Here is a 25966-nt window from a genome sequence, read left to right as displayed (position 1 = left end):
ATGCGGCCCGGATCAGACGCCAAAGGCTCGGCCTATCTTGCGCCATCGGGCGTTTTCACGAACCAGTTTCAGGTCGTCGGTCGTCTCGGCAAAGGTGTGCGAACGGTAGTGCCCGAGCAGGTCAGGAAACAGCCTCCCTGCCGGCAGGCCGGCAACCTGTTCGCGGACCGACATTTTTTCATCGATGACCCGGGTGCCCCAGGCATTTTCCCGAACCTGCAACTCGGCAGCCAGACCGCGCTCTTCCGGCGCGGTTTCATCCAGCGCGGCCAGCAGGATCGAATGGAAAAGCACTACATAACCGATCTGCCTCAGGCCGCCCACGACCCGCACGCGCGGCAATATGGCAAGAACGAGGAACGTCAGGAACAAGTTCGGCAGCAGCACGCCGTCCAGCAGCGCCTGCTTGAGATGCGCCCGCTCGAACGGGATGGAAAGACCATTCGGCCTTTCAGGCTCGATCAGGTGCCCGTTCTCGAGGACGAGCTTGCGCACGCGCTCCTCGCGAATGCCCCAGAAATAGGCCGTGGCATTGGGCAGGAATCTGCCAAATGGGCTCGATTCGGTCTCTTGCAGGGTACGTTCGAGACGCTGACGCCTTGCGGGCTCAAGGAGCAGCTTGGAAAGAAGGCTGCTGTCATGGTCCAGATGCCGCGCCACGACGGAAGCCGCGAGCCGGTCATCGATGAACACCGGCCGAGCCATGCCGGAACGATCCCAATCGGCGACCAGATCCTCGTTGAGTTCTGTCAGTGCATCGGCGGCGGTTCCAAACACCTTGTCCTGGCTGGCGAGCAGTGTGCCCAGCCAGCGGCTGGCATCCGTTTCGTCGCCCACCGCTTCGAGCGCCCGCTTGTTGAGGGTGACCGGGCCGGCCGCGCAGGCGCTTTTGCGGCATAGTTTGTGGCGCCCCATGCCAAACAAGTTGACCTTGTCGTCGCCGACATCGAGCCATCCCGGCCCCTCCCGGCCAATTGTCTCCATGGTCATCGTCGTTCCCATGAAGCCGACGAAGGCCGACAGCCCGTTTTCGACCGCGCCGAGCCAGGCAAACAGGAGGGCATCGAAGGTGATCCGGTCCATCAGAAGCAGGCAGTGGAGGCCGGACTGAATCACCGGTCTGTGGTCGAATTCTTCAAGGGCCTTGCCGACCTCTTCAGGCTGCATGATCAAATCAAGGCGCTGATGCAGTATATCAAGCAGGATCGAACGGGCAGCGATCGCCGGACTCGATGCAGGCCTTGCCACCGGCCGCCACAGATGGCGGGCGTATTCGGAAACCGGTGCATTCCAGTTCTGCTCGATGTCACGCACGACTTCCGGGCAGAGCAGTGATAGCACTGCCAGAACATCCACCGGAGCCTTAAGGGTCGGATCAAAGTCCGTGGTCATCAGAACCGCAGCCGGGCCATGCTCAGAAGGTCGTGATACCGCCCTTCGGTAAAGCCGGCCTTCACATGCCGGCCTTCGACCTCGAAGCCGTGGCTTGTGTAGAGGCGGATGGCCGGTTCATTGTCGGCATAGACGGTCAATTCGACTCGCTTCAGGGCGCGCCAGTTGTCGGCCACGTCAAGCAGCGCGCCAAGTATGGCAGAGCCGATACCCTTGCCGACAAAGCCATCGTCAAGGCCGATATTGATCTCACCGATGTGCGAACGGCGCGGCGAACCCTGCACGACCAGGCTGCCATGGCCGACGACCTTGCCGTCCAGCTCGGCAACGATCCAGGTGGTTTCCTGGCCGGACTTGGCGATACGCCGTTCTACCTGCTCCACCATCTCGAATGGCATCCTGAGCGTGCCCCAGCGGAAGCCCGGCATGTTGAAGATGGCGCAAAGCGCCTCCGCATCGCTTGGCCGAATGGCCCGGAGTTGCGGCTGGATTTTCTTTGGGAATGGCGAGGTCGTGCTGGTCATGGCTTTCCCGGCAAAGGCAATGGGCCCGGCACGATGCACCGGACATCATCTGAAAATCCAGCCATCTCATCATCCTATGATGCCGATTGCGCGCTGAAGTACCAGGAGACGGCGTAGAGTTTGAAGATGCCGCTGATTCCGATCCAGCCGAAAAGGGCCGAGCCAGCACAATGTTCCCGTCGCCGTCCAGTCGATCCGGTGCACTGCGGCCTCGGTGATGACAAGGCCAAGGATGGCAAACAAGCCGACCAGAAACTGCGCCAGACCGAGCACCAGCAGCTCTTCGCGCGGCGCGCTTTTCCTGACGAGATATGTGCCGCCCGCTCCGGCGAGGAAGATGGCGCTGTAGACCTGAGCGTGGAAGGCGTCGATCGGCCACGGCCAGAAGCCGCCGAATGTCAGGGGAAACAGCAACAGACCGACGCCATAGAGCCCGAGGATCACCATTTCCATCGACATGTAGCCGCGCCATGCAGAGTTTAAGGTCACGCCCTTTGCGGAAGGACGGCCCCTGGCCCGCCAAAGGAACGATCCGGATACCGCGACCGAAGCAAGATAGACCAAGAACCAGAGCCAGGGCGCTTTGCGCTCGAAGTTGAAATAGCCGAGACTGAAGAACGAAGCCGCCGACACGATGACGGTGAAGATGAAGGCCATGACAAGCACGAGCCTGCCTGGCGACCAGCGGTTCCAGACCAGCAGCGCCGCCATCACGACCATTTCGGCGGTGTAGAAGCCGCCGAGGAAGCGGGCATTGAACGGCGTGACGGCCCAGGGCCAGCGCGGCTTGACCAGCGCAGGCGCGAAAAACAGGCCGGCGCCGACGATCAGGACGATGATGACCCCCGCCGAGAAAAGCCGCAGGGCCGCGGGAAATGGCGGGTTGCCGGGTGTCGGCGCGGGAGAAAGTCCCAAAGATGAATACCCCATGGACTCACCATAGTGCCGCTTGCGATCGGTGAAAATCCCGACGGAAATTGAACCGTCGCGCGGGCTTTGCCATTCGAATGGCCGTACGATCCGTTTCGAAGTAAGATGGAGCGCTCGGAACAAAGACCGGTTCCGGTGAACCACCTAGGGGGCGCATTTTCCGGAGCCTGCACGATGACCGAAATTCAGGATCTGTTCTCGCTTTTGCGGCAATCAACCGATGTCGATCTCCAGGCAATCGACGCGATCCGGCGGACCATCGCGGAAGGCAAGGATTATGAACTTTGCCGCATCAATGTGCCGGCTTTCGCCAGCAAGCATGGCCTCGACGAGGAACGCGCCATAAGCGCCTTCCTCCATGCGGCGCGGGTGGGCATCTTCGACATTTCATGGAATGTTCTGTGCCCCGGCTGTGGCGGCGTGCTCGACACCAACGCTACGCTGAAAACCCTGCAGAAGGACGAATACACCTGCGCGCTATGCTCCGAAGGCTATTCGCCGACCCTTGATGAGATGGTCGAGGTGACATTCACCGTCAGCCCTCGCGTGCGCAGGATTGCCGCCCACAATCCACACGAACTGCCGTTGGTGGAATATTTTCGCCAGATTTACTGGGGATCCGGCGTCGATCTGCCGGAAGAGGATCTGGCGAAAAACATAGGAGCGTTCTCGCTGGAGGATATCGAGCTGGCGCCGGGTGAAAAGGCCGTCCTGCTTATACAGCTTCCGCCCGAATTCATCATCGTCTTCGAGCCGGTCACCCATTCAGCGCAGTTCATCGACGCGAAGGGCAAACCAACAAAAGAGCGGCGAAGCCTGTCTTTGGCTTTCGACCGCGACCATGTCCAGAACCAGACACTGGAAATGCTACCCGGTCCGCTGCGTATTTCGCTGGAAAACAGGACCGACACCCGCGTGCTGCCGGCAGTCTTCATCGCCGGCGAGGCATTGCATAATCTCCTGGGCAAACGCCGGCCTTTTCTGACCGCCAAGCGCCTGCTCACCAACCAGACGTTCCGCGACCTCTATCGTACGGATACGCTCGACATCAACCAGCGCCTGAAGATCACCAGCCTCACCTTCCTGTTCACCGACCTGCGCGGATCGACCGCGCTTTACGAGCGGGTGGGCGACCTTTCAGCCTTCGATCTCGTGCACGTGCATTTCCAGGTTCTGCACGAGATCGTCGCGGCGGAGGCAGGCGCGGTGGTGAAGACCATCGGTGATGCGGTGATGGCGACATTCGCGACGCCTGATCGCGCGATGGCTGCGGCCCTCAGGATGCGTGATGCCATGCGTGCGCTCAATGACAGAAGCGGGCGCGAGGATCTGCTGCTCAAGATCGGTGTCCATGCCGGCCCCTGCATCGCCGTGTCCATGAACGAGCGACAGGACTATTTCGGCCAGACGGTCAACATTGCTTCACGGGTCCAGAACCTGGCCAACGCACAGGCTATCTTCGCCACCCGTGCAGTGGTCGACGACAATCTCACCGCCGATCTGTTGCGCAGGAACGCTCTGACGCCCGTGCTTCACGAAGTCTCGCTGCGCGGCATCGAGCGGGAGATAGCGGTGTATACAATCCCCTGAGCAATTGGGCCGTCCAGAGCAATTCCAAGGAAGTGTAAACGGTTTTCGGGAAAAGCGCCTAGCACTTTCCCTTGGAATTGCGGTAGAGCATCGTTTGCGTGAAAAGATGAGGGCTCTCGGCCGCTCACACGCGCTTGCAGAGGAAATAACGATCGGCGGGCTCTGAAGTCGGCGCCGGGAGGCGTTGCAGCAGCGGGTGATCGAGCGGCGTGCCACTGACCGCGAAGCCGCCGACGCGAAGCAGGCTCGCAATCAGATCGGGAAGCCAGGTAGCAGTCACTGCATCGCGATCGTCATAGCCGGTGCCGATGTCGGCATGAACAAGGGCGGCTTCGATGCCAATGAACTTGCGGGCCGTCTCGCGTATTTCGCCGAGCACGAGGTTTTCGGCTTCGGGAATTGAGCTGGCATGTGCACCGACTTCGCGGTCGAACACCACGATCCGGCGCCCGGGCAGGCGCTCGCGCAGATGGTGGAACGTCCGTCCGTTGCCGAGGCCGAGCTCGAGCACAAGCCCCTCCATCTTCGCCACCTCGACGCAGACTTGGTCGAGAATGTCGCGCTGTGCGGTCATCCTGCTGATGAAATTCTCAAGGCGACTCATATGCTTTGTGTGTCCTGAACCAGCTCAAGATCGGCAATGCCTCCGACACGAACTGTTCACGGGTGTATCCCGAAGGCGTAGTGCCAAACTCGATCACGTGTCGGAACATATAGAGGCGGACGATGAACACTGCAACAACCGTACAGGCAGCCGGCAAGGATCATACCGGGTGGAATAGGCGGCACGGCGCGCGGCAAAATAACGACCTCACTTGTAGGGATCTGCGGCGTCCCGCAAGCCGTCACCGAGGAAGTTAAACGCCATGATGACGAGAATGACGGGGAGCATCGGCAGGAGAAGCCATGGATAGAACGCGATCACGCTGACGCTGCGCGCCTCGGTGAGCAGGATTCCCCAGCTGGTTATCGGCGCCCTCAGGCCGAGCCCGAGGAAGCTCAGCGCCGTCTCGCCCAGGATCATGCCAGGAATCGAGAGCGTCGCCGTCGCGATCAGATGCGACATGAAGCCGGGAATGAGATGCCGCCTAATGATGCGGCTGCTTCCGGCGCCCATCAACTGCGCGGCGAGAACGTAATCTTCCTCGCGCAAGGCCAGAAGCTTTGAACGCACGGCCCGCGCCAGTCCGGTCCAGTCGAGCACTCCGAGGATGACGGTGATGCCGAAATAGATCAGGATTGGGCTCCAGGTTATCGGCATGATCGCCGCCAGGGCCAACCATAGCGGAATGCTGGGAATCGATTGCAGAACTTCGATTATTCGTTGAACGATCAGGTCGAAGATACCGCCGTGATAACCGGCCAGTCCGCCGATGACGATGCCCAGCAGGAAGCTGAAACTGATGCCGACGAGGCCGATTGTCAGTGAAATGCGTGCGCCATAGATCATGCGCGAGAGCACGTCGCGCCCCAGCCGGTCGGTGCCCGCCAGGAAAAGCTGACCGTTTTCGGCAGCGCAGACAAAATGCCTGTCACCTTCGATCAGGCCCCAGAACCGGTAACGATCGGCCTTGCAGAAGAAACGGAGCCGCTGAACATCGTCCTGGTTGTCGATGTAGTTCCGCTTGAGCGTGTCCATGTCCAGCGTCATCTGGCGGCCATAGACGAACGGCCCGACGAACTGGCCGTTGTGGAACAGGTGCACCTGCTGCGGCGGCGAATAGATGTAGTCCATGTTGCGTGTGTGCAGGTTGTAGGGCGCCAGGAACTCGCAGATTAATATCCCGAAATAAAGCACTACCAGGAATATGCCGGATACAAGGGCGAGCCGGTGCAAGCGGAATTTCCACCACATCAGCCGCAACTGCGACGCCTGAAAGACCTTCGACTGCTCCACCGTCATCGCCTCGACCGACTGCAGGTCAAAGGGCGCGCTGGAAACATAGTGTTCTAGTGGAGCACTCGGTGCGGGGAGCGGCGAATCCGTTTTCATTTGGTGCTGCCGCCCTGCAAACGAATTCGTGGATCCAGCAGCGCCAGCGCCAGGTCGGAAATCAGGACGCCGATAACCGTCAGGAAGGCGAGGAACATCAGGAACGACCCCGCCAGATACATGTCCTGGCTTTGCAGCGCCTTGATCAGCATCGGCCCGGTCGTTTCCAAAGACAGCACGATCGCGGTGATTTCGGCGCCGGAGATGATGGCCGGCAGGATGGAGCCGATGTCGGAAATAAAGAAATTGAGCGCCATGCGCAGCGGATATTTGACCAGCGCCCTGAACGGATGAAGACCTTTGGCGCGCGCGGTCACCACATATTGCTTGTGTAGCTCATCGAGCAGATTGGCGCGCAGCCGCCGGATCATGCTTGCCGTGCCGCCGGTGCCGATGATCAAGACCGGGATCCAGAGATGGGAGAGTATCGACTTCGCCTTGGCCCAGCTCATCGGCTCGCTGAGATATTGCGGGTCCATGAGATGGCCGATGGACGTGCCGAACCAGATGTTGGCGAAATACATCAGGATCAGCGCCAGCATGAAGTTCGGAATGGCAAGGCCTAGGAGGCCAAAAAAGGTCAGGCCGTAATCGCCCCAACTGTATTGATGCGTCGCGGAGTACATGCCGATCGGAAAGGCGATGAGCCAAGTGAAGATGATCGTGACGAAGGAAACCAGCACAGTCAGCCACATTCGGTCCCCGACGACGTCGCGAACCGGCAACTCATACTCGAAGGAATAGCCGAAATCGCCGTGCAGCATCCCGCCGACCCAATAGAAGTAACGAATGATCGGCGGCTTGTCGAAACCATATTCCTTGCGCATCATCTCGATGCGATCGGAATCCACCCCCTCGCCCTGTGCCCGAAGCTCGGCGACATAGCTGTCGAAATAGTCGCCGGGGGGAAGTTCGATGATCGTGAACACCAGCGCTGATATCACCAGCAGCGTTGGAACCATCACAGTAATGCGCCAGACAATATATCGAAGCACGCTCAGGACTCTCCAAGCCAGAATGTATCCGGCATGTAGACACCGAAATAAGCGGTCGGATCGTAGCCGAAGAGCGCCTTGTCAGGCAGATTGCGCAGCCGTGAGGACACCAGAATCGGCTGATGCGTTCCGTTCACGGTCCCGATCGAAAACACCTGATCGGTGTAGATCGACAGCATCGAATTCCAGATTTCGGCGCGCTCTGTCGCTTCGGTCGATGCGTTCCAGCGCTTGAGCAAAACCATTAACTCGATCACTGCAGGAAGATCGGGCGCCTCGCCCATCTTGCCATGAGACAAGTAGTGAGCACCCCAGAGCGGCCATTGCAGCTGATCGTCGATTGTGGGGGCCAACTGACTCGGGTTCATGTCGGCGGTCGGCACGCCATTGTCGATGCCCGACCACATCGACATCATGATCTGGCCGCCAAGCGCGCGGCTGCGGAAGATGTCGCGCTGCGAAGTCCGGATGAACAGGGCGATGCCGATCTTTCGCCAGTGATCGGTGATGAGTTCGAGCGCGTCGGTTTCCAGCGTGCTTTCGCCGGCGGTTTCCACGATGATCTGGGCAGAGCGTCCATCGGGAAGTATCCGCAGGCCGTCATCGTCACGTGCCAGAAGCCCGACCTCGTCGAGCAGCGCGTTGGCCTGGTCGGGATCATGGGCAACCCAAGCTTTAGCGAATTCCGGCCGGTAGAGCGGGCTCTCGGACAAAACCGTATCGGCGCTTTCCTGCGCCAATCCGTAGAACACGGCCATATTGATCTCGCGCCTGTCCACGGCGAGCGAAAGTGCGCGGCGCACGCGCACGTCACGCAGAAGGCCACGCCACACCTGGTCGGCACAATTCAGATTCGGCAGCAGCGCCAGCCGAGAACCCTGTGTGCGTTTCCACAGGTGCATCTTCACCGGATAGCGTTTCTCCGCGTCCTTCAGGAAGGAGTAATCGCTGAAGTCAATTCCCATGCATTGCAGGTCGCTCTCGCCCGCCCCGGTCTTCGCGGAGATGATCGCCGATGAGCTGACATTCATGATGATTCGGTCAACATAGGGCAGTTGCCGGCCGTTCTCGTCTGTCCGATGAAAGAAGGGGTTGCGCTCGAAGATGAATTGCTCGGCCGGCGGCTTGGTTCGGTTCTGCCAGGGGTCGAGCGTCGGCAGTTCCGGGTTCTCCGGGCGATATTGCCGCGACATACGGATATGCAGGAGCGTCCATTTCTGGGTCCGGTTCTCCTTCATCAGGCCGGCGAGCCGGAATGGATCCTGATATTTCTTGTGGAACTGCTTGAGATAGGCGGATGGCAGAACAAGCGATATCGGCGAAGCGGCAGCGAGCTTGGGCAGGAAGTCGGGATTGGGCGCATCCCAACTATAGCGCACCGTCAACGGATCGACGATCTCGAAGCGTGGCGGCTTGCCGTCCGCCATCAGGGTCGGGGCGAGCCCGCCTTGCGAAAGCTCATCGTTCAGCCAGACATCTTCCCAACAATAGCGAAAATCCTCCGGCGTCAGCAGGCTGCCGTCGGACCATTTGTGTCCTTCCCGTATCTTGAACGTGAAGATGCGATCATCCGCGACGTCGAAATTTTCGAGAATGTCGGCCTGCAAGCTAAGCTTTTCGTCGTAGCCGACCAGGCGAGAATATCCGTAAATCGTCATCATCCGGATATCTTTCTGGCTGCCGATGATCGTACGCAGCGTGCCGCCATATTGGCCCGGCTGCCGGCCCATCGTGGCGAGATTCAAGGCGCGCGGGCTCTTGGGCAGGCGCTCGGTGAGTGCCGGCAGCGCCCTGGCCGTCAGCTGCGGCCGAAGAAATTCCGGCTCCAGGTCGCCAGCGCGCGACGTGCCCGGCAGGAGTGCCGAAGCCATCACGCCAAGGACGGTGCGACGGCTGATCAATGGCGTAACTCGCTGACATCGGCCGAACGTCGGGCCAGCACGAGGTGGCCGCCGCCAAGATCGAGCGGCGCCAGGACATCCTCGTCGCCTTCTTCGCGGAATTGTGGTCCCCATGCGCTGGTGTCAGAAGCGCCGCCGAGCTTCAGCGTCTTGAAATCCATCGGCCGGTCGAGATCGGGGAAAGGTACCGCGGCGACCAGGGAGCGCGTGTAGGGGTGGATTGGTTTCCTGAGCAGAATTTCGCGCGGCGCAAGCTCGACGATACGCCCGCCGCACATCACCGCGATGCGGTCTGCCATGTAGTCCACCACCGCCAGATTGTGGGATATGAACAGGTAGGTCAGGCCCAGTTCTTTTTGCAGGTCCTTCAGAAGATTCAGGATCTGCGCCTGGACAGAGACATCGAGCGCCGAAACCGGCTCGTCGCAGATCAGGAGTTCAGGCCCCAGCGCCAATGCGCGCGCGATGCCGATGCGCTGACGCTGCCCGCCGGAGAAACTGTGCGGATAGCGCTTGATGAAGCGCGGATCGAGCCCGATTGCCTGCATCAGGCTCTTGACCGTGGCGAGTCGGGACGCCGCATTGCCACGCTCATGGATCTCCAGCGGCTCGCTCAAGATGTTCTCCACCGTCATGCGAGGTGAAAGCGACGAAACCGGGTCCTGGAAGACCATCTGGATTTTCGCGCGCAATATGCGCAGGGCATCTCCCTCTGCGCCCAGGACGTCGGTCGGTCCATCGCGGCCGTTGAAGATCACAGAACCGCCGCTGGGGGTAATGGCCCGCATGAGGATCTTGCTGACGGTTGTTTTGCCACAGCCGCTTTCGCCGACCAGACCCAGACACTCACCCCGCCTGATGTCGAAGCTCACGCCGTCCACGGCGCGAACAGAGGATTGATGACCCCCGCTGAACCATCCTGACTTGCGGATGGTGAAGGTCTTAGTCAGATCCCTTACCGACAGCAGGATGTCGTCTGGTCCCTTCGATGCCGGGGCAGTCTGCTTGCCGAGCAGGTTCCCGACATTCACCGGCACCTCGCGGAGCGCCTTTAGCCTTTCACCGGGCTTCAGGTCGAAATGCGGAACGGCTGCCATTAGGCCCTTCAGGTAAGGGTGGCCCGGCCGGCGGAATATCGCCTCGACAGGCCCCATTTCCATGATCTCGCCATGGTACATGACCACCACCTCGTCGGCGACATTGGCGACCACGCCGAGGTCGTGCGTGATCAGCAGCATCGCCATGTTCAGCTTGGTCTGAAGCCCGCGCAGCAATTGCAGGATTTGCGCCTGGATGGTGACGTCCAACGCCGTCGTCGGCTCGTCGGCGATCAACAAAGCAGGCCGGCAGATAAGCGCCATGGCGATCATGGCGCGTTGCCGCAATCCTCCCGAAAGTTCAAATGGATACATGTCGTAGGCGCGCTTGGGATTGGGGAAGCCGACAAGGCCGAGCATTTCCTCGGTCCGCGCCTTGCGCTCCGCCCGAGCCATAGGCGTATGAATCTGCAAGGATTCGCTGACCTGGTTGCCGATCGTGTGCAGCGGCGAGAGCGATGTCATTGGCTCCTGAAAGATTTTGCCGATGCGGCTGCCTCTCAACGCCCGGATTTCGGTTCCGTCACGCTGCATCTGCAGGATGTCTTGCGTCGTGCCAGGCTTTTCAGGATCAGAAAACAGGATACGGCCGCGAACGTGGGCCGTATTCGGCAAAATGCCCATCACTGCCTGGCTGAGAACCGATTTTCCGGAACCGGACTCGCCCACAAGCGCGGTAACCTTGCCGGGCAGGACGCGGAGATTTGCGCGTCTGACGGCATGCAACGGTCCCCCGATCATGGCAAAAGAGATGCCAAGATCCTCGATCCGCAGCAGATCAATGCCCGAATTCATCCTCACACCAGCCCCACTCTGGCAGTCTGCCGGGCGGCAGACCCAAAAAGCGAGACTAGCGTATTGCCAGCCTAGAGCAACTTGGATTCGAATCGAATTCCGCGACGGAACCGGCGACCGGGCTGCACACCAAGGCTTTCGGACCGGATCGTGTCGGTTACTGGAGCTTCCTCCGGTCGCTTGCCGACAACCGCGCGGCATCGCGATGAAGCAGCATGACCTGCTCGGCGTCCGATATCCGGTCCTGAATCGGCGCAGCGTCTTCATCGAGCGCGAGAGCACCCGACAAATCGGGTGAAAGCACCGTCAGCTTCTGCTTGATACCCGCCAGTTCCTCCGTGCCGAGCGTCAGCCAACTGTTGTCGCCGCAATAGCTGGCGAAGTCCTTGCTGGCGAGAACGCTGTGCGGATATTTCTTGGTCAGGGTCTGGAGACGCTGGACCTCGTTTACAGCCGAGCCGAAGACAGAGAATGTCAGCCGGTCGGTAAGTCCGACGTTGCCGAACATCACATTGCCGACATGCAGGCCGATACCAAACTTTATGTCGCCCAACCCCTGCTCCTTTCTGCGCAGATTGAGCTCCATCATGCGCGCGCTGGCCTTGTGCGCTGCCGCAAGAGCAGCCTGGCAGGCGATCTCAGACTGCGAGCGATGCCTTTCGCAGGGGTAGACGGCGATGAAGCCATCCCCCAGGAAACTCATGATCTGCCCGCCTTTGCGATTGAAAGGTGCAGCGATGGCATCGAAAAACTGGTTCAGCGTATCGATGTAGATTTCGCGACCGGAGGTTTCGGCAAGCCTTGTCGACCCCCGCATATCGCCCATGACCAGTGCGGCCCGGATTGTGTCACCCTCGCCGCGCTTGATCTGGCCGTCCAGCACACGTCTGCCGGCGTCGCCGCCAAGATAAGTGGTCATCATGTTGTCGGCGAGCTTGGTGAGCACCGCCATCTTGGTGGCGATAGCGAGATAGTTCTGGATCCGCAATAGCGCCGAAATCATGCCGTCGCTGAAGCCAGACGCACTGTCGGTCGACCACGACCCCATCATGCCCTGGCTGGTATCGCCGTTGAAGGGATGCACGAATGCCATGTAATCGGTGACGCCCATACGCCTGAGGTCGTCGAAAACAGGAAACTCCGACCGCACCGAGGGGTCAAGCCGGCGCCGCAGGTGGTCGAGCTTGTTGCTGAGCAGATGGTAGTATGGGCTGGTCAGGAATCTGTCGGAATGAACGCCGTTCTCACTGCGGAAGCCTTCCACTTCCAGGCCCTGGCCGCGAAGCCAGGTAAAACCAAGCGCGTCATAGAGCGGATGAAGCATCGAAAAGCTCAAATGCACCCGCTTCAGCGGCAGGCCGGCAGCAGCCAACCGTTCACAAAAGCCCTTTACCAATGTTTCCAGGTCGTTGCCCGCCAGCGCCGATTGGCTCAGCCAGTCGGCAACTTTATCCATGAGAATGGTGGAAACTTCTGCTTGCGCTGTGCTCATGCTATCTCAAACCCGTCGAAGACGAGCCATCTCCTTTGATCCGCCACACAAGTGAAGGCAGTGAAGCCGGCTTCGGCGACGAAAGCCGGCGAAGAATTTCCTAAATAACTCCTTGCAGGAAGGAAGCAGGCGTAAACAGCATCTATCACCTGGAACCCTATGTGGCGAGGCTTCCGGCGGAGTGCAATCTCGATCCTGACATCGGGCAAAGAATTCGCCGTCTCAGACATCGTCGGGCCTTCACCACCACTGTCGCTTGGACCAGCCCGAGGCGGCCAAAATCATTGCGTGTGTCGACGACCAGAGGAGCGTGATCAGCGATCGCCTGATAGTCGATCGCGTCGTGGTAGGTTGCCACACGACAGCATCGGATCCTTCGGGGATCCTCTCCGGCTCCCGGTGTTTCGTCAGCGGTGTCGGAACGCAGATTATGATGGCATCGCAGACGGCTAGTTCGGCAAATCCGCAGTGGTGCGGAACCGCCCGGCCGGCACGGCTGTCGACGTCACTGCCTCAAGTAGGATTGGCCGTTGCTCAGGCATCGACCTTCCGGGCTTCGATGTCGAAGCCGGAAACCGGGAACCCGGCGCGTGCGATCGCAACCGACAGCGGCAACCCGACATAGCTCGGTCCGATCACGCCGACTTGCGCGACGCACCTCGAAATCCGGTTCAGAAGACGGTCATATGTTGATCGTTAGGCGTCCAAAAATCTGCTTTCCCGTCAATTCGGACAGGCTACCCGCTCCCATGGCGCGGCTCACCGGTGCCAAGAACCATGAGTGAGGGCATATTGCGGAAATCGATTTCCGCAAGCAGTCAGCAGACCGGCGCCTTCGCCTTCAGGCTTGCGGCAGCCATCGCGTAGCCGCCGGCGGCGCCATCGATGAAATGAACATGATCGCGCTGCAGCGGCGAGATGACGAGGCAGGTCATCAAGGCCGACTTCTGGCGGTGCAGGCCATAATTGCAGATGCCCGCCTCTTCCGCCTGCTTCAGCCGGTCTTGGATCCGATGCAGCACATCCGCGTCAACGTCGATGGTCATCTTCAAGCCGTCGTCGAACTTTCGGAAATCCGAATTGCTGGCCACCTCGCGTTTGTAGACCTTCGGATCGAAACGGCCAATCGTCCAGCCAAATCGATCGGTTACAGCCGTAAGCGTCATCAGGAACACGATCCACAGCTTCGACCGCCACCGCCATCCTGCCGTGGCCATCGCCCGCGCCTCGACATCCAGGCCGGCGGGCAGCAGACTGTAGCCCGGGCCGTCCACCGGCACCGGGTGGCCATCGCGCTCCTGCCTGCCGGCGAGGGCGATGATGTCGGAAGCCAGAAACTGAAACCCGCGCAAGTCGCGCGACGCCCCCGGTGTGGCTATGATCGAGACGATTTCGCCATGCCGTGCTTCGATCGGGTTCCAACGGCAGGAAAGGCCGGTCAGATCCGGCCGCGCGCCGACCGGCGCAGGATCGATGCGGTAGCGCCCCGCTTTCATCTCAGCTTCCGCCCAACTGCCGCCACCGCCGGCGAACATGGCATAGAAGGCCGCTTCGGAGGCCTGGAACCTCGCCACGCGAACGTCGAGGCCCTGCGCCCTTATGTCCCCTATCGGCACGATCGCGGCGCGCAAGGTCAGGCCCAGTTCGTCCGCCACCCATCTTTGGACGGCCGCCAGCGCGTTGCGGGCGATCTCCAGCGCCGAGCCGGGAAACGCCACGAGTGCGCCGTCGCCGCCGAAGACAAAGGGGAGATCTTGCCGACCCAGCGCATTGAGCAGCGCCGAAATGACGCTTGCGCCGGCCATATTGACGGTTTTATAGCGCCCCGCCTCGATCGCCTTGGTCGAGCCGACAATGTCGGCAGTGGCCAGCGCCCAGCCATCGGGGAGGGGCCGATAGTTATCGATATCGGCAACGCTTTCGAACTTTGCGAAGACCGGCAAAGAAGCGACAAAAGGGTCGGACGCGACAGCTGTTTCCATGGCCATCAGATAGCACATTCCACGACTTGAAGGTGAAGTCGATCACGCTTGGAAATTGACTTGCGCAGGCTTTCCGATGATAGGGTCGCGCGATGCGAATTGCCTTCTACGCGCCGCTGAAGTCACCCAATCATCCCGTTGTCTCCGGCGACCGCCAGATGGCACGGATGCTTGTCAAAGCGCTGGAGTACGGAGGGCATAGCGTCGAATTGGCATCTGAGTTGCGCTTCTATCTACGCCAGCCGGAGTCGAAAAGTTTCGAGGCACTCAAGATCGAGGCCGCAGAGGAAGCCGCGCGGCTGACCAAGCTTTGGGATCGTGACGGCAAGCCCGATCTCTGGTTCACCTACCATCCCTATTACAAGGCGCCCGACTTGATCGGGCCGGAGCTGGCGTCGGCCTTTGCTGTCCCCTATGTGACAGCGGAAGCCTCCTATTCCAGGCGACGCAATGCCGGCTTGTGGGCCGATAGCCAAGCATTGGTGGCGCGAGCCATCGAACAAGCGGCTCTGAACATCTGCTTCACCCAAAGGGATCGTCAGGGACTGGCGGATGCTATTCCCAAGGCCGCTTTCGGTATGCTTTCGCCCTTCATCGACATATCGGCATTCCGGGAAATCCCGGCACGGGGTTGTCCGACGCGCCTCGTTACCGTCGCCATGATGCGCCCGGGCGACAAACTGGGCAGCTATCGCATGCTGGCGCAAGCGCTCGGCTTGATCGGCCATATGCCCTGGACCATGTCGGTCGTCGGAGACGGGCCAGCTCGCGACGAGGTCGAAGCGCAATTCGCCGGCTTGCCCGCCGATCGTATCGAATGGATCGGCTCGATCGAGCCTGCCGCCGTGCCGGATGTCCTTTATACCGGGGGAATCTATGTCTGGCCGGGTTATGGCGAGGCCTACGGCGTTGCCTATCTTGAAGCACAGGCCGCCGGCCTTCCGGTGGTGGCTCAGGACATCGCCGGCGTGCCGGAGGTCGTGCGGGATGGCCAGACCGGGTTTCTCACCCCGCCGGGCGATGTCGCGGCGTTCGCTTCCGCCATTGAAAGGCTTCTGGCCCGGGACGACGAAAGAACCATCATGGCCGCGGAAGCCCGGCGTTTCGTTCTCGAAGAACGTTCCCTCGGTGGCGCAGCTGCGCGTCTGGCCGAACTTATTGCGAAGGTCCCGGTCTCATGACGTCCGATCCGATCTGGCAGCCCTTGGTGGAAGAGCTGGCGCGCCTGCAACGGGCGGGCCGCAAGGCGGAGTTCTGGCTGCGCGACGACGACGCCGTGTATCCGACGCCTGCGCTTGATCGGCTGCTCGACCTCACCGGTGAATTCGCGGTTCCGGTCACTCTGGCCGTCATTCCGGCCCTGACCGACGCGAAGCTTGTCGCCCGGCTCGACGAGGCCCCGCATGCCACGGTCGCCATCCATGGCTGGGCGCACCGGACTCATGCGCCCGAGGACCAGAAAAAGCAGGAGCTCGGCGCGCATCGGCCACGCGAGGCGGTGCTCGATGATCTGGCTCGCGGACTGTCGCGAGTAACCGGCCTGCACGGCGCACGTGCCGTTCCGATGCTGGTGCCGCCCTGGAACAGGATCGACGCCGGCGTGGTATCCCACCTTGGATCGATAGGTTTTGCGGCCTTGTCAGTCTATGGGCCGCCGAAGCCGGCTTCATTGGCGGTCATCAACAGCAATGTCGACATCATGGATTGGCATGGCACGCGCGGCTGCCGCGATCATGGTGTATTGGTCCAGGCTATCATCGCACACTTGCAGCATGCATCCGACGGCGAGCCGATCGGCCTGCTCACCCACCATCTTGTACATGATGAATCGGCCTGGCTTTTCCTCGAACGATTGTTGACAGTCACCGCACAGGCTGAACCCTGTGCATGGCTTCCGATCAGGACATTGATCGGGCGCCACGCGGGTAAAGGAAAATAGCTCAGCGCTTTCTGTGCGATGAGACCGGGAATTTGAGCATCTGGCCATCCCGCGCGGCAAAAGCGCCGGCAAACCTGTCCTTGGCCAGCTTCTCCATCTCGTCCAGTTGCTCGTCGGTGCGTGTCGGATCGTGGTGAAACAGCGCAAGCGCCCGTGCACCGGCCGCCTCACAGAGCTTGACGCCCTGTTGCCATGTCGAGTGACCGTTACCGCGGCGGCGTTCCATTTCCTTCTCGGTGTAGGTGCAATCGTAAATGACGAGGTCGGCATCTTCGATCAGGTCGAGCACCGACTGATCGAGTTTGTCCGGCTCGTGCTCGGTGTCGGTGATCACCGCCACGACGCGGCCGCCCCATTCGATCCGGTAGCCTATGCAGCCTCCCGGATGGGTGAGACTGCCGGTCCGAACCACCACCCCTTCGCGCGGCCGAAGCACGTCTCCGGATACGAAATCGCGGCAGTCGAGATTTGCCTTGCAGACGTTCATTTTCACCGGAAACCACGGCGGCCGTATGAACTCATCGATAATCTGCCGGGTCGTCATGCGTCCTGCAAGATGCCCGGACCAAAGCGTAAGCTTGACGCTCGGGTCGAAGATAGGCGCAAAAGCCGGCAGCCCGATGATGTGATCGTAATGGCAATGGGTGAAAAGCAGGTCGAAATCGGTCACATCCGACGCCTGAAGCGCCTTGCCGGCAGGCCGCAGGCCAGAGCCTGCGTCGAACAGAAGCGTATGCTTGCCGCATCGCATCTCAATGCAGATTGTGTTGCCGCCATAGCGAGCGAATTCTGGCCCGGATACAGCAATGCTGCCGCGCACGCCCCAAAATCTGACCAGGAAAAAATCGTCGTCCATGCTACCTTTCGCCCATCATAGCTCTAGGCGCTTCGTGCGTCGATCAGATCCGCGGTCGTATGGCTTAGCCGATCGGCAAGAACCCGCAATATCTCGATGGTCATTTCCGGGAACTCCTTCATAAGCCTCAGGAAATGATCCTTGCGGATTCTCAAGGCCTCCAGATCACTTGCCGCGCTGACGGTGGCAGTGCGGGAGCTGTTGCACAATATGGCGATCTCGCCGACAATCGAATTTGGCAGCAGTTCGGCAACTTTCATCGGCCCGCTGTCGGAATCGACCAGAATATCCGCCCTGCCTGAAAGGATGACATAGGCAGCGTCTGCCTCGTCGCCCTGCCGGAAAAGAATCTGGCCGGCGCTGTAATTCACGCGATCGGATGTGAACGCGAGCAGCTTGAGCTTTGCCGGCTCAATGCCAGAGAACAAGGGAACGCGTTGCAGCATTCCAACTTCATCCTTGAGCAGCATTGTCGCAAACCTTCCTAAATTCGCGTCTGCCAGACTATGACAGAAGTTCCTTGAAGATACCGTTCTCTGCCAAAAGTGTCTCGTGTGTACCGTCTTCCACCAATTGACCCGAGTCAAAGACGATAACGCGATCGAACATCATCGCCATTGCCGGACTCGTCACGACCCACACAATTGCCGGCGAATGGCCGTCGCGTCTGGCTTCCTCGAGCACGTTTCGCAGCACCTTGTCCTGAATGCGCTGGTCGAGCGCCGACAGCGGCCGGTTGAGAATGAGAAAATCGGGACGCTTGAGCAGAGCCCGGGCAACATCGAGCTTCTGTCGCTGTCCGCCGGTCAGCCGCCTTCCACCGGCGCCGACGTTGAAGTCCAGGCCGACATCCAGAAGCTCGGCATAGAGCCCCAGCTCGTCAAGAATGTCATAGACGATGGAGCGTATGCGGTCCGGGGCGTCGGGATGGTTGTTTCCCACACGGCCGAATAGGACATTGTCCATGACGGTGGCCGCGGCAATGTATTTGGCAGGATCATACCGTTCGATCGCGTTGTGCAGTTCGGGCGGCAGGTTTTCATAGAACTGGTTGCGTGCGGCGACGATCTTGCTCATCAACTCGTCGGTCAGCAGGCCGAAGCGGTGCCGGGGCTCGATATAGGCAAAGCTCAAGGTGATGATCATGGCGCGGTCGGCCTCCGAAACCGCCTCGTAGGGGCGGTTCTTGAGCCGCTGCAGCAAGGTCTCGTAGGCGGGGATCTCCTCGGCGCTCATGAAGGCGAGCTGCTGGAAGAACTGGTGATCTGGCGGCAGGTCGGCAAACAGCTCGATGGCCTGTTCGGCGATCTCCATGCCCATCTCGTAGAGCGTGCTGTCGAGGCCGGCCTGCTTCAGCACGGAAGCAAAGTAGGGATTGGCCGCCAGAGCCTTGTCGGCCAGTTCGGGGCCGGCGGCGGCGCCGAAAAGCAAGTTCTGGCCGATCGTCGCTTCCGTGTTGTAAGCGCCCGGCTCGAAAGGAACCACCAGTTCGCGCAGCCCTTCCTGTTCCAGCCGGGTTCGCAGCGCTGCACGCAGTTCGACGATCCGCCCGGCGAGCTTCGTGTGACGCGTGAGGTCGGCCGAAGAGCGCAAGCCAAGATCCAGTATGTCGCGCGACAGAAGAACCGCGTCGAGCACCCGGCGCACCGCTTCAAAGAGGTCGTGCGGGCCGGTAGCACCGGCGGAAGCATAGTCGATCCAGTCGCTATGGACGTCGAAATCCGGATTGCCCGACCGGCGCGCCTCGTCCATGTTCCAGCGCTGCTGGTCTGCCGCGGCGCCGTCATAAGTCACCGATGTCAGCGGTGCATGCTTCAACCCGTAGAGCAGGTTATCGCGCAGGCTTGCTTGGAACAGGAAAACATCCGACGAGGCGTAAGACATGCGCCGGCCGGTCACGGCTTCGGGGAGTTCAAGCAGGTCATCGGCGCCCGAAGCGACCTTTCCACTCTCTGGCCAGTTCAGACGCGCGAAGGCTTCTGCTAGCGCCTCCGCTCCGCCTGTCGGGGTGCTGACCAGCGCCACCGTCTCAGCCGGCTTGACCTGCATGGAGACACGGTTGAGGAGCATTGCACCGCCATCGTCTGCCATGGAGAGACCGACCGCCGACAGCGGGTTTGTCATCGGACCGCGATCGTCGATCGTCAGTGCCGCGATTCCCGGCGCAATGATATCCTCGACGGTGAACTGTTCAACGACCTGCTGATATTTGACCTGGACATCCTGCCGATCCTGATCCCAGTCGATCAGTTCCTTCATCGGTCCGGGCAGGTCCTTGTAGGCTCCGATCACCGCCACGAGTTGGCCGACGTCCAGCCGGCCCCCGATGACCAGATACCCGCCGATCATGTAGAACAGAAAGGGCGTGAGCTGTGCGAGAAAATTGTTGAGGAACTTTACCATGAATTTCCATTGGTAAAGATCGAAGCGGATCTTGAAGATGAGCCCTAGCCTAGCAGCTATGTCGGCGCGCTCGTAGTTCGACGTATCGTGGACGTGAACCGCGCCGATGCCGTCAACGATTTCGCCAACCCGGCCAGAAAGCGCGCGCGCCGTCAACTGCCGTTGGCGCCCAAGCACGAGCAGCCGCCGCCGCATCCGCGGGATGAGTACGATCTGGATGATCACGATCACCACCGCTATCATTCCGAGCCAGACGTTCTGGACCATGATGAACAGCATGGCCGTCAGCGCCTGGCCGCCGAGCAGCACCGGCTGCAGGAAGGCATCGCCGATAAAGCCGCCCAGCGGCTCCACCTCATCCTTCACCATGGTCGCCACTTCGGCGGATTTCACCCGCTTGAAGTAAATCGGCGGAAACCGCAGCACACGATCGATCAGATCGAAGCGAATACGCCGCAGCATGCGTTCGCCGAGGCGGCCCTTGTAGGTGTTGATGTAGAGTTTGAACAGGCCGTTGATGACGACCAGCAAGAGGAACACAAGGCTCAGGGCAAGCAGCGTCTCCTTGCGGTCAAGCTGAAAACCGGAGAAGAACTGGACCTCGCCAATGAACGGCAGGTTATAGTGCAATCTCATGAAGGGCAGGGTCGTGCCGGGTTGCTCGAACCCCTTCCCCTGGATCGGGCCGTTGACGATCAGCTTCGGCAGGTCGAAGGACATGAAATATGGGATCATCGAAAGCAGGACGATCATCAATATCCAGATCTGCTGCTTCCGGGTGTGCGTCCAGATATAGCGGGCTAGGCTGGGTTCCATATGCGACTGTCAGTTTGGAGGATGCAGGCGGTGAAAGCACCTGCTGGCAAACGATGTATCGGCAATGTCTTCGCGGATGGACGCCGCTGGTCGGGACAGACGCAATCGGCCCCCTTCGCCACCGTGCAACGGCGAAACGGCTGGCGGCATCGTCTTATCCGCAAGTCGAACAGGCTCGCGTGAGGCAATATTGCGTTGTGTCGCCCGAAATCCCAACATAGAGGACGAATATGATGGATGTCACACAAGCACGCAATGCCGGCGGGCACGAACAAGCCTTGGATCTCGCCCGGGGAATTGCCGCCTATGTCGACCACCCTCTCGTCGCCGGGCTGGCGCGCGTCATCGCCAAGCATCCGACGGCCGACATCGCCAACGCCTTCAACCACAAGCAGGTCGCTTGCAAGATGTGGGCGCTCGACGAGCTGTTTGGAAGCTGCGGCGGCCGGTTCGGGCGTATATGGGTGCTGGGTGGATGGTACGGCGTATTGCCGGCAATGCTTTTCAACGACGCCCGTTTCGACATTGCGGCGATCGACAGCATCGACATCGATCCGGAAGTCGGGCCGGTCGCCCGGACCCTCAACCGGGAAGCCGGCGACCGCTTCCGGGCGCTGACGGAAGATATGTACGCACTCGACTATGCCGCCGGGCGGCCCGACCTAGTGGTCAATACGAGCTGCGAACACATAGCCGAGCTGGGTGCCTGGCTGGCCCTGCTTCCGCGGGGCACGAATGTGCTGCTGCAATCGAACGATTACTTCAGCGAGCCGACGCACATCAACTGCGTGGCTTCGCTTGCAGCCTTCGAAGCAATGGCGGCGCTACGGGAGATCAGGTTCTCCGGCGAACTGCCGACAAAAAAATATACGCGCTTCATGCTGATTGGAACTGTTTGAAGCGCGTTTCGCGAATCCAACGAGATGCGACCTGCGTTAGGATTTCGAGGACCAGGTTCGTTGCCGCTCGCGCAGGATTTGCGCAGAGTGACGGGCGCCTTCCAGATCGAGACGATGCGCCGCTGGCGCCGGTCCCGCAAGCGCCTGTTCGATCGCTTGCGCCAGACACTCAGGCGTCAGGTCCTTTTCCATCCGCACCGTTGCAAGGCCGAGCTCTTCGAGCATAAGGGCTCGAACCGTCTGTTCCGTTTCCCCGCCGGCTGCAAAGGGAACGAGCAGCGAGCGACAGCGCGCGCGCAGGACATCGCAGACAGTGTTGTAACCCGCCTGCGAGACCGACAGGCGGGCGCCGGTCAGCAAGCTGGCGAAATCCTCGCGAAACCGGAAGATGGACAGGCGCGGCGTCGCATCGCGTGTAATCGCGTCAAATTCGTCCTTCGGCAGGTTTGGGCCGGTGATCAGACACCATTTCCAGGCGTTGTCGGCATTCCGCGCTAATGCGATGGTGGACCGGACAAGGCTCTTTCCGGCGGCCCCGCCGCCAACCGACACCACAACGTCGAAACGCTCGGAGGCCGCGGGCGCTGGTGGCGCGGCAACGAGCCCCGTGTACGCAACCTCGGCCCTGATCGCTCCCGCCAGTGGAAATGTCTTGTCGATGGTTGCGAAAGCCGGATCGCCATGGACCATGACAAGGTCAAAATGCCTGTTAACGAGATCGACCGTTTCCTCGTTTCGGCCCGGCTTGACGCGCTCCTGAAGGATATCACGGACTGACGTCACCAGCAGCGGTCTGGGCGACGCCGCGTCGATGGCCTCGATCAGCGGCAAGAGTTCGAAACGCATCTGCCGGCGCCCAAATGGAAACGCCTCGACAATGACGATATCAGGCCTGCAATCCCGGAATGCCTGCAGCAGCATCTCTGAACGCCGTTTCTTGAAATCATCGTCGATGGGCTTGCCCTGCAGGTCGACAAGACCGGAAAATCCTTCATCACCGGAGGTGACAGATGGCAGGGTTACAGATATTGCCCCCAATCCCGGAAACCCCGCGACCGGCGCTCCGCCAGTGACGATGGTTACGTCAAACCCGTCATCGACCAGAGCCGCCGCGACGCGGCTGGAGCGCGCGAGATGGCCGATGCCGAGCAGGTGCTGGACATAGAAGAACGCGCGCAGCCGCTTCATTCGGCGGCCCGCCACTCCCGTTCGAACAGCTCCTTGAGCTGTCCAATGCTTGCTATGTGATCGAAATTGCCGCGCACGCGCGCCTCTGCGGTGTCGCCGAGGCGGGCACGCAGCACGGGATCACGGATCAGCCGCTCCAGCGCCTGTGCCAGGGCAATTGGGTTTTCCGTCGGAACCAGCAGCCCGGTTTCATCCGGCGATAAAAGCTCCGGCACGCCGGAAATATCGGTCGACACGCAGGCAAGCCGCTGGCTGGCCGCCTCCACCAGAACATTCGGCAGACCATCGCGGTCACCATTTGCGGTGATCCTGCAGGCCAGGGCGAAGATATCGGCGCGGCGGTAGTGCTCAAGCACCTCTTCCTGCGCGAGCGCGCCTTTCCAAGAGATGCGACCATCCAGTCCGAGCTTTTGCGCCAACGCCTTGAGCCGTTCCAGTTCCTCGCCGCCGCCAATATGCTCGAAACGCCACGCTAAATCACCGGGCAAGAGGGCAAGGGCCTCCAGCAAGGTGTCGTAACCTTTCTTTGCAACGGCGCGCCCGACACTCAGAACGATAACCGGTTCGTCCGGCACCGAGCCGTCATGCTGTTTTCGTGCCTCGCCGAAAATGCCGAAGCGATCAAGGTCGAGCCCATGATAGCTCAAATGCACTGACGAGTTGCCGTCGGCGAGTTTTTTCAGACGGTCGAAGCCGGTTTTCGTGCAAGTTACCGTCCAGCGCGCCGAGGAAAGCTTGCTGGCCAGATCCCAATCCGCCGAAGTCCAGATGTCCTTGGCATGGGCCGAGCAGCTCCAGGGCAGACCAAGAAGCTGGCTGGCATAGCGCGTCACCGATGCCGGCGTGTGGGCGAAATGCGCATGCAGCCATACCGCGTCTTCGGGCCATTCGGCCGCTAGCACGAGCGCTTGCCCGAAACGGCGCGCGCGATTGCGCGTAAAGTCGCGCGGCATATCGACGGCCAGCGATCCCAGTGCACGCCAGAAGCCCGGCCGCAGCAAACAAGCAGAAAGCGAGCGAACCACGCGCAGCGGCTCTTCATGCAGATATTCCGGCAGATAATGGACGGGCGCTTTGATCTCGTCATGCACGGGGTGGCGTTTTGCGTCGGTCGGCCGCCTGAGCGCAACGAGTATCAGATCGAACCCCGCACGCTCCAGTCCGAGCAGTTCCTGCGCGATGAAGGTTTCCGACAGGCGCGGATAACCCTTCAGAACCACGACGATCTTGCGATGTTGCAACTCAGTTCATGCCTTCAATAACCGAAAGGTGAGGGCCAGCCTGCCGGTCGAGCAATTCCGCGACGATTTCGGAAATATGAGGGAGCCCTTCCAGGGTCAGATGTGGATTACTCTGGGATGGACGAGGCCGATTCGGCAGCGCCACCAGTGCATCGGCAAATCGCTGCGAGTCCTTGGCTTCCTCCGGCAAAAGCATTTCGACGAGGCCCAGTTCGGCTGCGCGCCGCGCGCGGATCAGTTGTTCCTGGCGGGGTTCGATGCGCGGCACGATGAGCGCCGGCTTGTCGAAAGATAGTATCTCGCAATAAGTATTGTAACCGCCCATCGCCACTACCGCCTTGGCGCCGGCAATCAGGTCTTCCATGCGGTTGTCGAACTCGATAATCTTGATGTAGGGGATCGTGGCCCCCTTCTTCAGCAACTTGTTGCGCTTGCGAGCCGGCATGTAAGGCCCAAGCACGATCAGCGCCTTGTGCTGCAATTTCGGATCGTGCTGATAAGCATCGATGACGTCGTGAATCAATTCGGCGCCGTCGCCGCCGCCACCGGTGGTAACCAGGATATAGTCGCCCTCTGGCCGGTGGCCGGGCAACTGGTTCCGCTGCAGGCTCCGTTGCAGGAAACCGACGAATCTCATTTTTGCCCTGACAGCCGGCGGCACATCCAAGCCGGTCAATGGATCGTAGAAATCCGGCGGCCCATAGGCCCAGACCTTGTCGTAGAACAGGCCTATCTTGCGCATCACATCCCTGCGCGCCCACTCTGCTTCGAGCAGATGCGGTGCATCCATCACCTCGCGCAGGCCAAGCACCAGCGTGGTGCCCCGCGTCTTGAGGTAGGACAGCGTGTCCTCAATCTCACCGCGCAGGCCGAGCGGTTCCTTGTCGACGATGAAGATATCCGGCCGGAAGGTCTCGGCTGTGTGGCGAATGATCGACTGACGCATCCTTAGCGTCTCATGCAGATCGATGTCCTTTTCCAACGAGGTGTATTCGCCGTTGCGCAACTTGATGACGCTGGGGATCTTCACGAAGTCGACACGGGCGCGGTAGTCGAAGGCGCCGGCGATAGTCGCACCCGAAATGATAAGCACCTGAAGCCCACGGAAATCCTCGACCAGCGAATGCGCGATAGTCCGGCAGCGCTGCAAGTGGCCGAGCCCGAACGTGTCGTGGCTGTACATGAGAATTCGAGCGTTTTCTGCGTGCTGGGTCATTCTTGAACGTCTCTTAAATTCTCGCCTTGAGACCGTGAGTGGCCCGCCGGCTTCGAAACCATCCTGGGTTTGGCCGCAATTTTCAATTTATATTGCTTCTATGGAATGCCGTTCAGATATGCTTTCTGATCGCGAGTCCGGAACTAGATGGGTGGCGGATATCGCCGCGCGGGTGTGAGCAGAGACTTCCTGTTGTATTGTGGGATGGATCGAGGAGGAAAGCGATGTCAAAAAAATCGGCAGAAATCATCCCTTTTGATTCCGATCCGGACTGGTAAAGGTGAAATTCCCCTATCTTGCCCATATAGCCAATTGCTTGATCGCATACGAAAGGGCAAGGTCGCTGGCGTCGCACGGCGCATTGTTGTAGAATTCATTCGTGCGCCATTGCACTCGCCTCGGGACCAAAGGTGCCGCCCATTATTCTCTTGACGGGCGGTCTCATTGTGATTCACCGACCAGAAATTGAGCCATCTGTCGCCAAGCTAGCCGGAATTTCAGCAAGAATCGAGTGGATGCCAGCGCGGTCGCAACACACCACCAACTGCAGGGTGTGTGCGACACCGGTTGCTTGTCGATCGTTATGGCCCATGCCAATGCCTTATTGGAGCGGTGACGGCACTTCTTTAAACGGCTTGGGCAGGCCGTCGAACGTCGTGAGGTACAAAAATCGCCCGATTGGTCCCGATAGTTGGTGAACCCTCGAAAATTCTTTGC

20 protein-coding genes and 1 pseudogene are annotated in these 25966 nt (G+C 60.3%); 4 read left to right on the top strand and 17 right to left on the bottom strand.

Going from position 1 to position 25966, the window contains the following annotated elements; translation table 11 throughout:
- Positions 1-12: 12 nt before the first annotated feature.
- From NKJ37_RS21390 to NKJ37_RS21380, 3 genes are all read right to left on the bottom strand, one after another.
- Positions 13-1392 (bottom strand): hypothetical protein, encoded by a 1380-nt coding sequence (locus tag NKJ37_RS21390; protein WP_352774928.1) that lies wholly within the window; start codon positions 1390-1392, stop codon positions 13-15.
- Positions 1392-1916, bottom strand: coding sequence for a GNAT family N-acetyltransferase (locus NKJ37_RS21385; protein WP_023809560.1), 525 nt, complete (start codon positions 1914-1916; stop codon positions 1392-1394). The genes NKJ37_RS21390 and NKJ37_RS21385 overlap by 1 nt, the downstream gene beginning before the upstream one ends.
- A gap of 69 nt (positions 1917-1985) precedes the next feature.
- Complete coding sequence (locus NKJ37_RS21380) at positions 1986-2831, bottom strand: hypothetical protein (RefSeq protein ID WP_352774926.1); 846 nt, start codon at positions 2829-2831, stop codon at positions 1986-1988.
- Between the two features lie 189 nt (positions 2832-3020).
- Here NKJ37_RS21380 and NKJ37_RS21375 point away from each other — a divergent pair, with 189 nt between their 5' ends.
- A complete protein-coding gene (locus NKJ37_RS21375; protein WP_023809558.1) occupies positions 3021-4436 on the top strand; it encodes an adenylate/guanylate cyclase domain-containing protein in 1416 nt (471 codons plus the stop codon).
- Positions 4437-4560: 124 nt separating this feature from the next.
- On the opposite strand, the gene NKJ37_RS21370 is transcribed toward NKJ37_RS21375, so the two are convergent.
- From NKJ37_RS21370 to NKJ37_RS21335, 8 genes and pseudogenes are all read right to left on the bottom strand, one after another.
- A complete protein-coding gene (locus tag NKJ37_RS21370) occupies positions 4561-5040 on the bottom strand; it encodes a class I SAM-dependent methyltransferase (RefSeq protein ID WP_023809557.1) in 480 nt (159 codons plus the stop codon).
- Positions 5041-5247: 207 nt separating this feature from the next.
- Positions 5248-6429 carry an ABC transporter permease gene (locus tag NKJ37_RS21365; protein ID WP_031212616.1) on the bottom strand — a complete coding sequence of 394 codons (1182 nt, stop codon included), beginning with the start codon at positions 6427-6429 and terminating at the stop codon, positions 5248-5250.
- Positions 6426-7424, bottom strand: coding sequence for an ABC transporter permease (locus NKJ37_RS21360; protein ID WP_023809555.1), 999 nt, complete (start codon positions 7422-7424; stop codon positions 6426-6428). Before NKJ37_RS21360 ends, NKJ37_RS21365 begins: the two co-directional genes overlap by 4 nt.
- A 2-nt stretch (positions 7425-7426) precedes the next feature.
- Entirely contained in the window at positions 7427-9325 is a 1899-nt protein-coding gene (locus NKJ37_RS21355; RefSeq protein ID WP_023809554.1) for an ABC transporter substrate-binding protein, read from the bottom strand.
- Entirely contained in the window at positions 9322-11217 is a 1896-nt protein-coding gene (locus tag NKJ37_RS21350; RefSeq protein ID WP_023809553.1) for an ABC transporter ATP-binding protein, read from the bottom strand. The genes NKJ37_RS21355 and NKJ37_RS21350 overlap by 4 nt, the downstream gene beginning before the upstream one ends.
- Before the next feature lie 157 nt (positions 11218-11374).
- The gene (locus NKJ37_RS21345; RefSeq protein ID WP_352442503.1) at positions 11375-12709 is read right to left on the bottom strand and encodes an adenylate/guanylate cyclase domain-containing protein; all 1335 of its coding nucleotides are present in this window, start codon (positions 12707-12709) and stop codon (positions 11375-11377) included.
- A gap of 387 nt (positions 12710-13096) precedes the next feature.
- Positions 13097-13384 (bottom strand): annotated as a pseudogene (locus NKJ37_RS31995) (NAD(P)-binding domain-containing protein); the annotation flags it as partial.
- A gap of 143 nt (positions 13385-13527) precedes the next feature.
- Positions 13528-14709, bottom strand: a complete 1182-nt coding sequence (locus tag NKJ37_RS21335; protein ID WP_081734769.1) for a DUF3095 domain-containing protein — start codon at positions 14707-14709, stop codon at positions 13528-13530.
- Between the two features lie 74 nt (positions 14710-14783).
- Between NKJ37_RS21335 and NKJ37_RS21330 the strand changes: the two genes are divergently transcribed.
- Positions 14784-15872 (top strand): glycosyltransferase family 4 protein, encoded by a 1089-nt coding sequence (locus NKJ37_RS21330; RefSeq protein ID WP_023809547.1) that lies wholly within the window; start codon positions 14784-14786, stop codon positions 15870-15872.
- Positions 15869-16630, top strand: coding sequence for a polysaccharide deacetylase family protein (locus NKJ37_RS21325; protein WP_352612688.1), 762 nt, complete (start codon positions 15869-15871; stop codon positions 16628-16630). Before NKJ37_RS21330 ends, NKJ37_RS21325 begins: the two co-directional genes overlap by 4 nt.
- A 1-nt stretch (position 16631) precedes the next feature.
- On the opposite strand, the gene NKJ37_RS21320 is transcribed toward NKJ37_RS21325, so the two are convergent.
- Genes NKJ37_RS21320 through NKJ37_RS21310 form a run of 3 tightly spaced genes read right to left on the bottom strand, consistent with a single transcriptional unit; the run spans position 16632 to position 20705 of the window.
- Complete coding sequence (locus NKJ37_RS21320) at positions 16632-17486, bottom strand: MBL fold metallo-hydrolase (protein WP_023809545.1); 855 nt, start codon at positions 17484-17486, stop codon at positions 16632-16634.
- Between the two features lie 23 nt (positions 17487-17509).
- Positions 17510-17956 carry a cyclic nucleotide-binding domain-containing protein gene (locus NKJ37_RS21315; RefSeq protein ID WP_031212612.1) on the bottom strand — a complete coding sequence of 149 codons (447 nt, stop codon included), beginning with the start codon at positions 17954-17956 and terminating at the stop codon, positions 17510-17512.
- A 34-nt stretch (positions 17957-17990) separates the two neighbouring features.
- Positions 17991-20705 (bottom strand): ABC transporter transmembrane domain-containing protein, encoded by a 2715-nt coding sequence (locus NKJ37_RS21310; protein ID WP_352442505.1) that lies wholly within the window; start codon positions 20703-20705, stop codon positions 17991-17993.
- Between the two features lie 233 nt (positions 20706-20938).
- Between NKJ37_RS21310 and NKJ37_RS21305 the strand changes: the two genes are divergently transcribed.
- Positions 20939-21604, top strand: coding sequence for a class I SAM-dependent methyltransferase (locus tag NKJ37_RS21305; protein WP_081734794.1), 666 nt, complete (start codon positions 20939-20941; stop codon positions 21602-21604).
- 36 nt (positions 21605-21640) lie between these two features.
- Here the strand turns inward: NKJ37_RS21305 and NKJ37_RS21300 are convergent, their stop codons facing one another.
- From NKJ37_RS21300 to NKJ37_RS21290, 3 genes are read right to left on the bottom strand one after another with little or no spacing between them, the layout of a single operon-like run.
- Positions 21641-22792 (bottom strand): glycosyltransferase family protein, encoded by a 1152-nt coding sequence (locus NKJ37_RS21300; protein WP_023809542.1) that lies wholly within the window; start codon positions 22790-22792, stop codon positions 21641-21643.
- Positions 22789-24033 carry a glycosyltransferase gene (locus NKJ37_RS21295; protein WP_352774924.1) on the bottom strand — a complete coding sequence of 415 codons (1245 nt, stop codon included), beginning with the start codon at positions 24031-24033 and terminating at the stop codon, positions 22789-22791. The genes NKJ37_RS21300 and NKJ37_RS21295 overlap by 4 nt, the downstream gene beginning before the upstream one ends.
- Before the next feature lies 1 nt (position 24034).
- Positions 24035-25249 carry a glycosyltransferase family protein gene (locus NKJ37_RS21290; protein WP_128303851.1) on the bottom strand — a complete coding sequence of 405 codons (1215 nt, stop codon included), beginning with the start codon at positions 25247-25249 and terminating at the stop codon, positions 24035-24037.
- Positions 25250-25966: the final 717 nt, after the last annotated feature.

This window comes from Mesorhizobium sp. M0140, from assembly GCF_040322475.1.
GTDB lineage: Bacteria > Pseudomonadota > Alphaproteobacteria > Rhizobiales > Rhizobiaceae > Mesorhizobium.
The sequence above is the reverse complement of the archived record's forward strand: the minus strand, read 5'-3'. Positions and strand labels throughout refer to the sequence as shown.

Excerpts from the sequence above, each read along its gene's own strand:
- NKJ37_RS21320 (WP_023809545.1), bottom strand. The coding sequence starts at position 17,486 with ATGGACGACGATTTTTTCCTGGTCAGATTTTGGGGCGTGCGCGGCAGC.
- NKJ37_RS21300 (WP_023809542.1), bottom strand. The coding sequence starts at position 22,792 with ATGAAGCGGCTGCGCGCGTTCTTCTATGTCCAGCACCTGCTCGGCATC.
- NKJ37_RS21330 (WP_023809547.1), top strand. The coding sequence starts at position 14,784 with ATGCGAATTGCCTTCTACGCGCCGCTGAAGTCACCCAATCATCCCGTT.
- NKJ37_RS21305 (WP_081734794.1), top strand. The coding sequence starts at position 20,939 with ATGGATGTCACACAAGCACGCAATGCCGGCGGGCACGAACAAGCCTTG.
- NKJ37_RS21325 (WP_352612688.1), top strand. The coding sequence starts at position 15,869 with ATGACGTCCGATCCGATCTGGCAGCCCTTGGTGGAAGAGCTGGCGCGC.
- NKJ37_RS21365 (WP_031212616.1), bottom strand. The coding sequence starts at position 6,429 with ATGAAAACGGATTCGCCGCTCCCCGCACCGAGTGCTCCACTAGAACAC.
- NKJ37_RS21390 (WP_352774928.1), bottom strand. The coding sequence starts at position 1,392 with ATGACCACGGACTTTGATCCGACCCTTAAGGCTCCGGTGGATGTTCTG.
- NKJ37_RS21310 (WP_352442505.1), bottom strand. The coding sequence starts at position 20,705 with ATGGAACCCAGCCTAGCCCGCTATATCTGGACGCACACCCGGAAGCAG.
- NKJ37_RS21315 (WP_031212612.1), bottom strand. The coding sequence starts at position 17,956 with ATGCTGCTCAAGGATGAAGTTGGAATGCTGCAACGCGTTCCCTTGTTC.
- NKJ37_RS21385 (WP_023809560.1), bottom strand. The coding sequence starts at position 1,916 with ATGACCAGCACGACCTCGCCATTCCCAAAGAAAATCCAGCCGCAACTC.
- NKJ37_RS21350 (WP_023809553.1), bottom strand. The coding sequence starts at position 11,217 with ATGAATTCGGGCATTGATCTGCTGCGGATCGAGGATCTTGGCATCTCT.
- NKJ37_RS21345 (WP_352442503.1), bottom strand. The coding sequence starts at position 12,709 with ATGAGCACAGCGCAAGCAGAAGTTTCCACCATTCTCATGGATAAAGTT.
- NKJ37_RS21370 (WP_023809557.1), bottom strand. The coding sequence starts at position 5,040 with ATGAGTCGCCTTGAGAATTTCATCAGCAGGATGACCGCACAGCGCGAC.
- NKJ37_RS21290 (WP_128303851.1), bottom strand. The coding sequence starts at position 25,249 with ATGACCCAGCACGCAGAAAACGCTCGAATTCTCATGTACAGCCACGAC.
- NKJ37_RS21375 (WP_023809558.1), top strand. The coding sequence starts at position 3,021 with ATGACCGAAATTCAGGATCTGTTCTCGCTTTTGCGGCAATCAACCGAT.
- NKJ37_RS21335 (WP_081734769.1), bottom strand. The coding sequence starts at position 14,709 with ATGTGCTATCTGATGGCCATGGAAACAGCTGTCGCGTCCGACCCTTTT.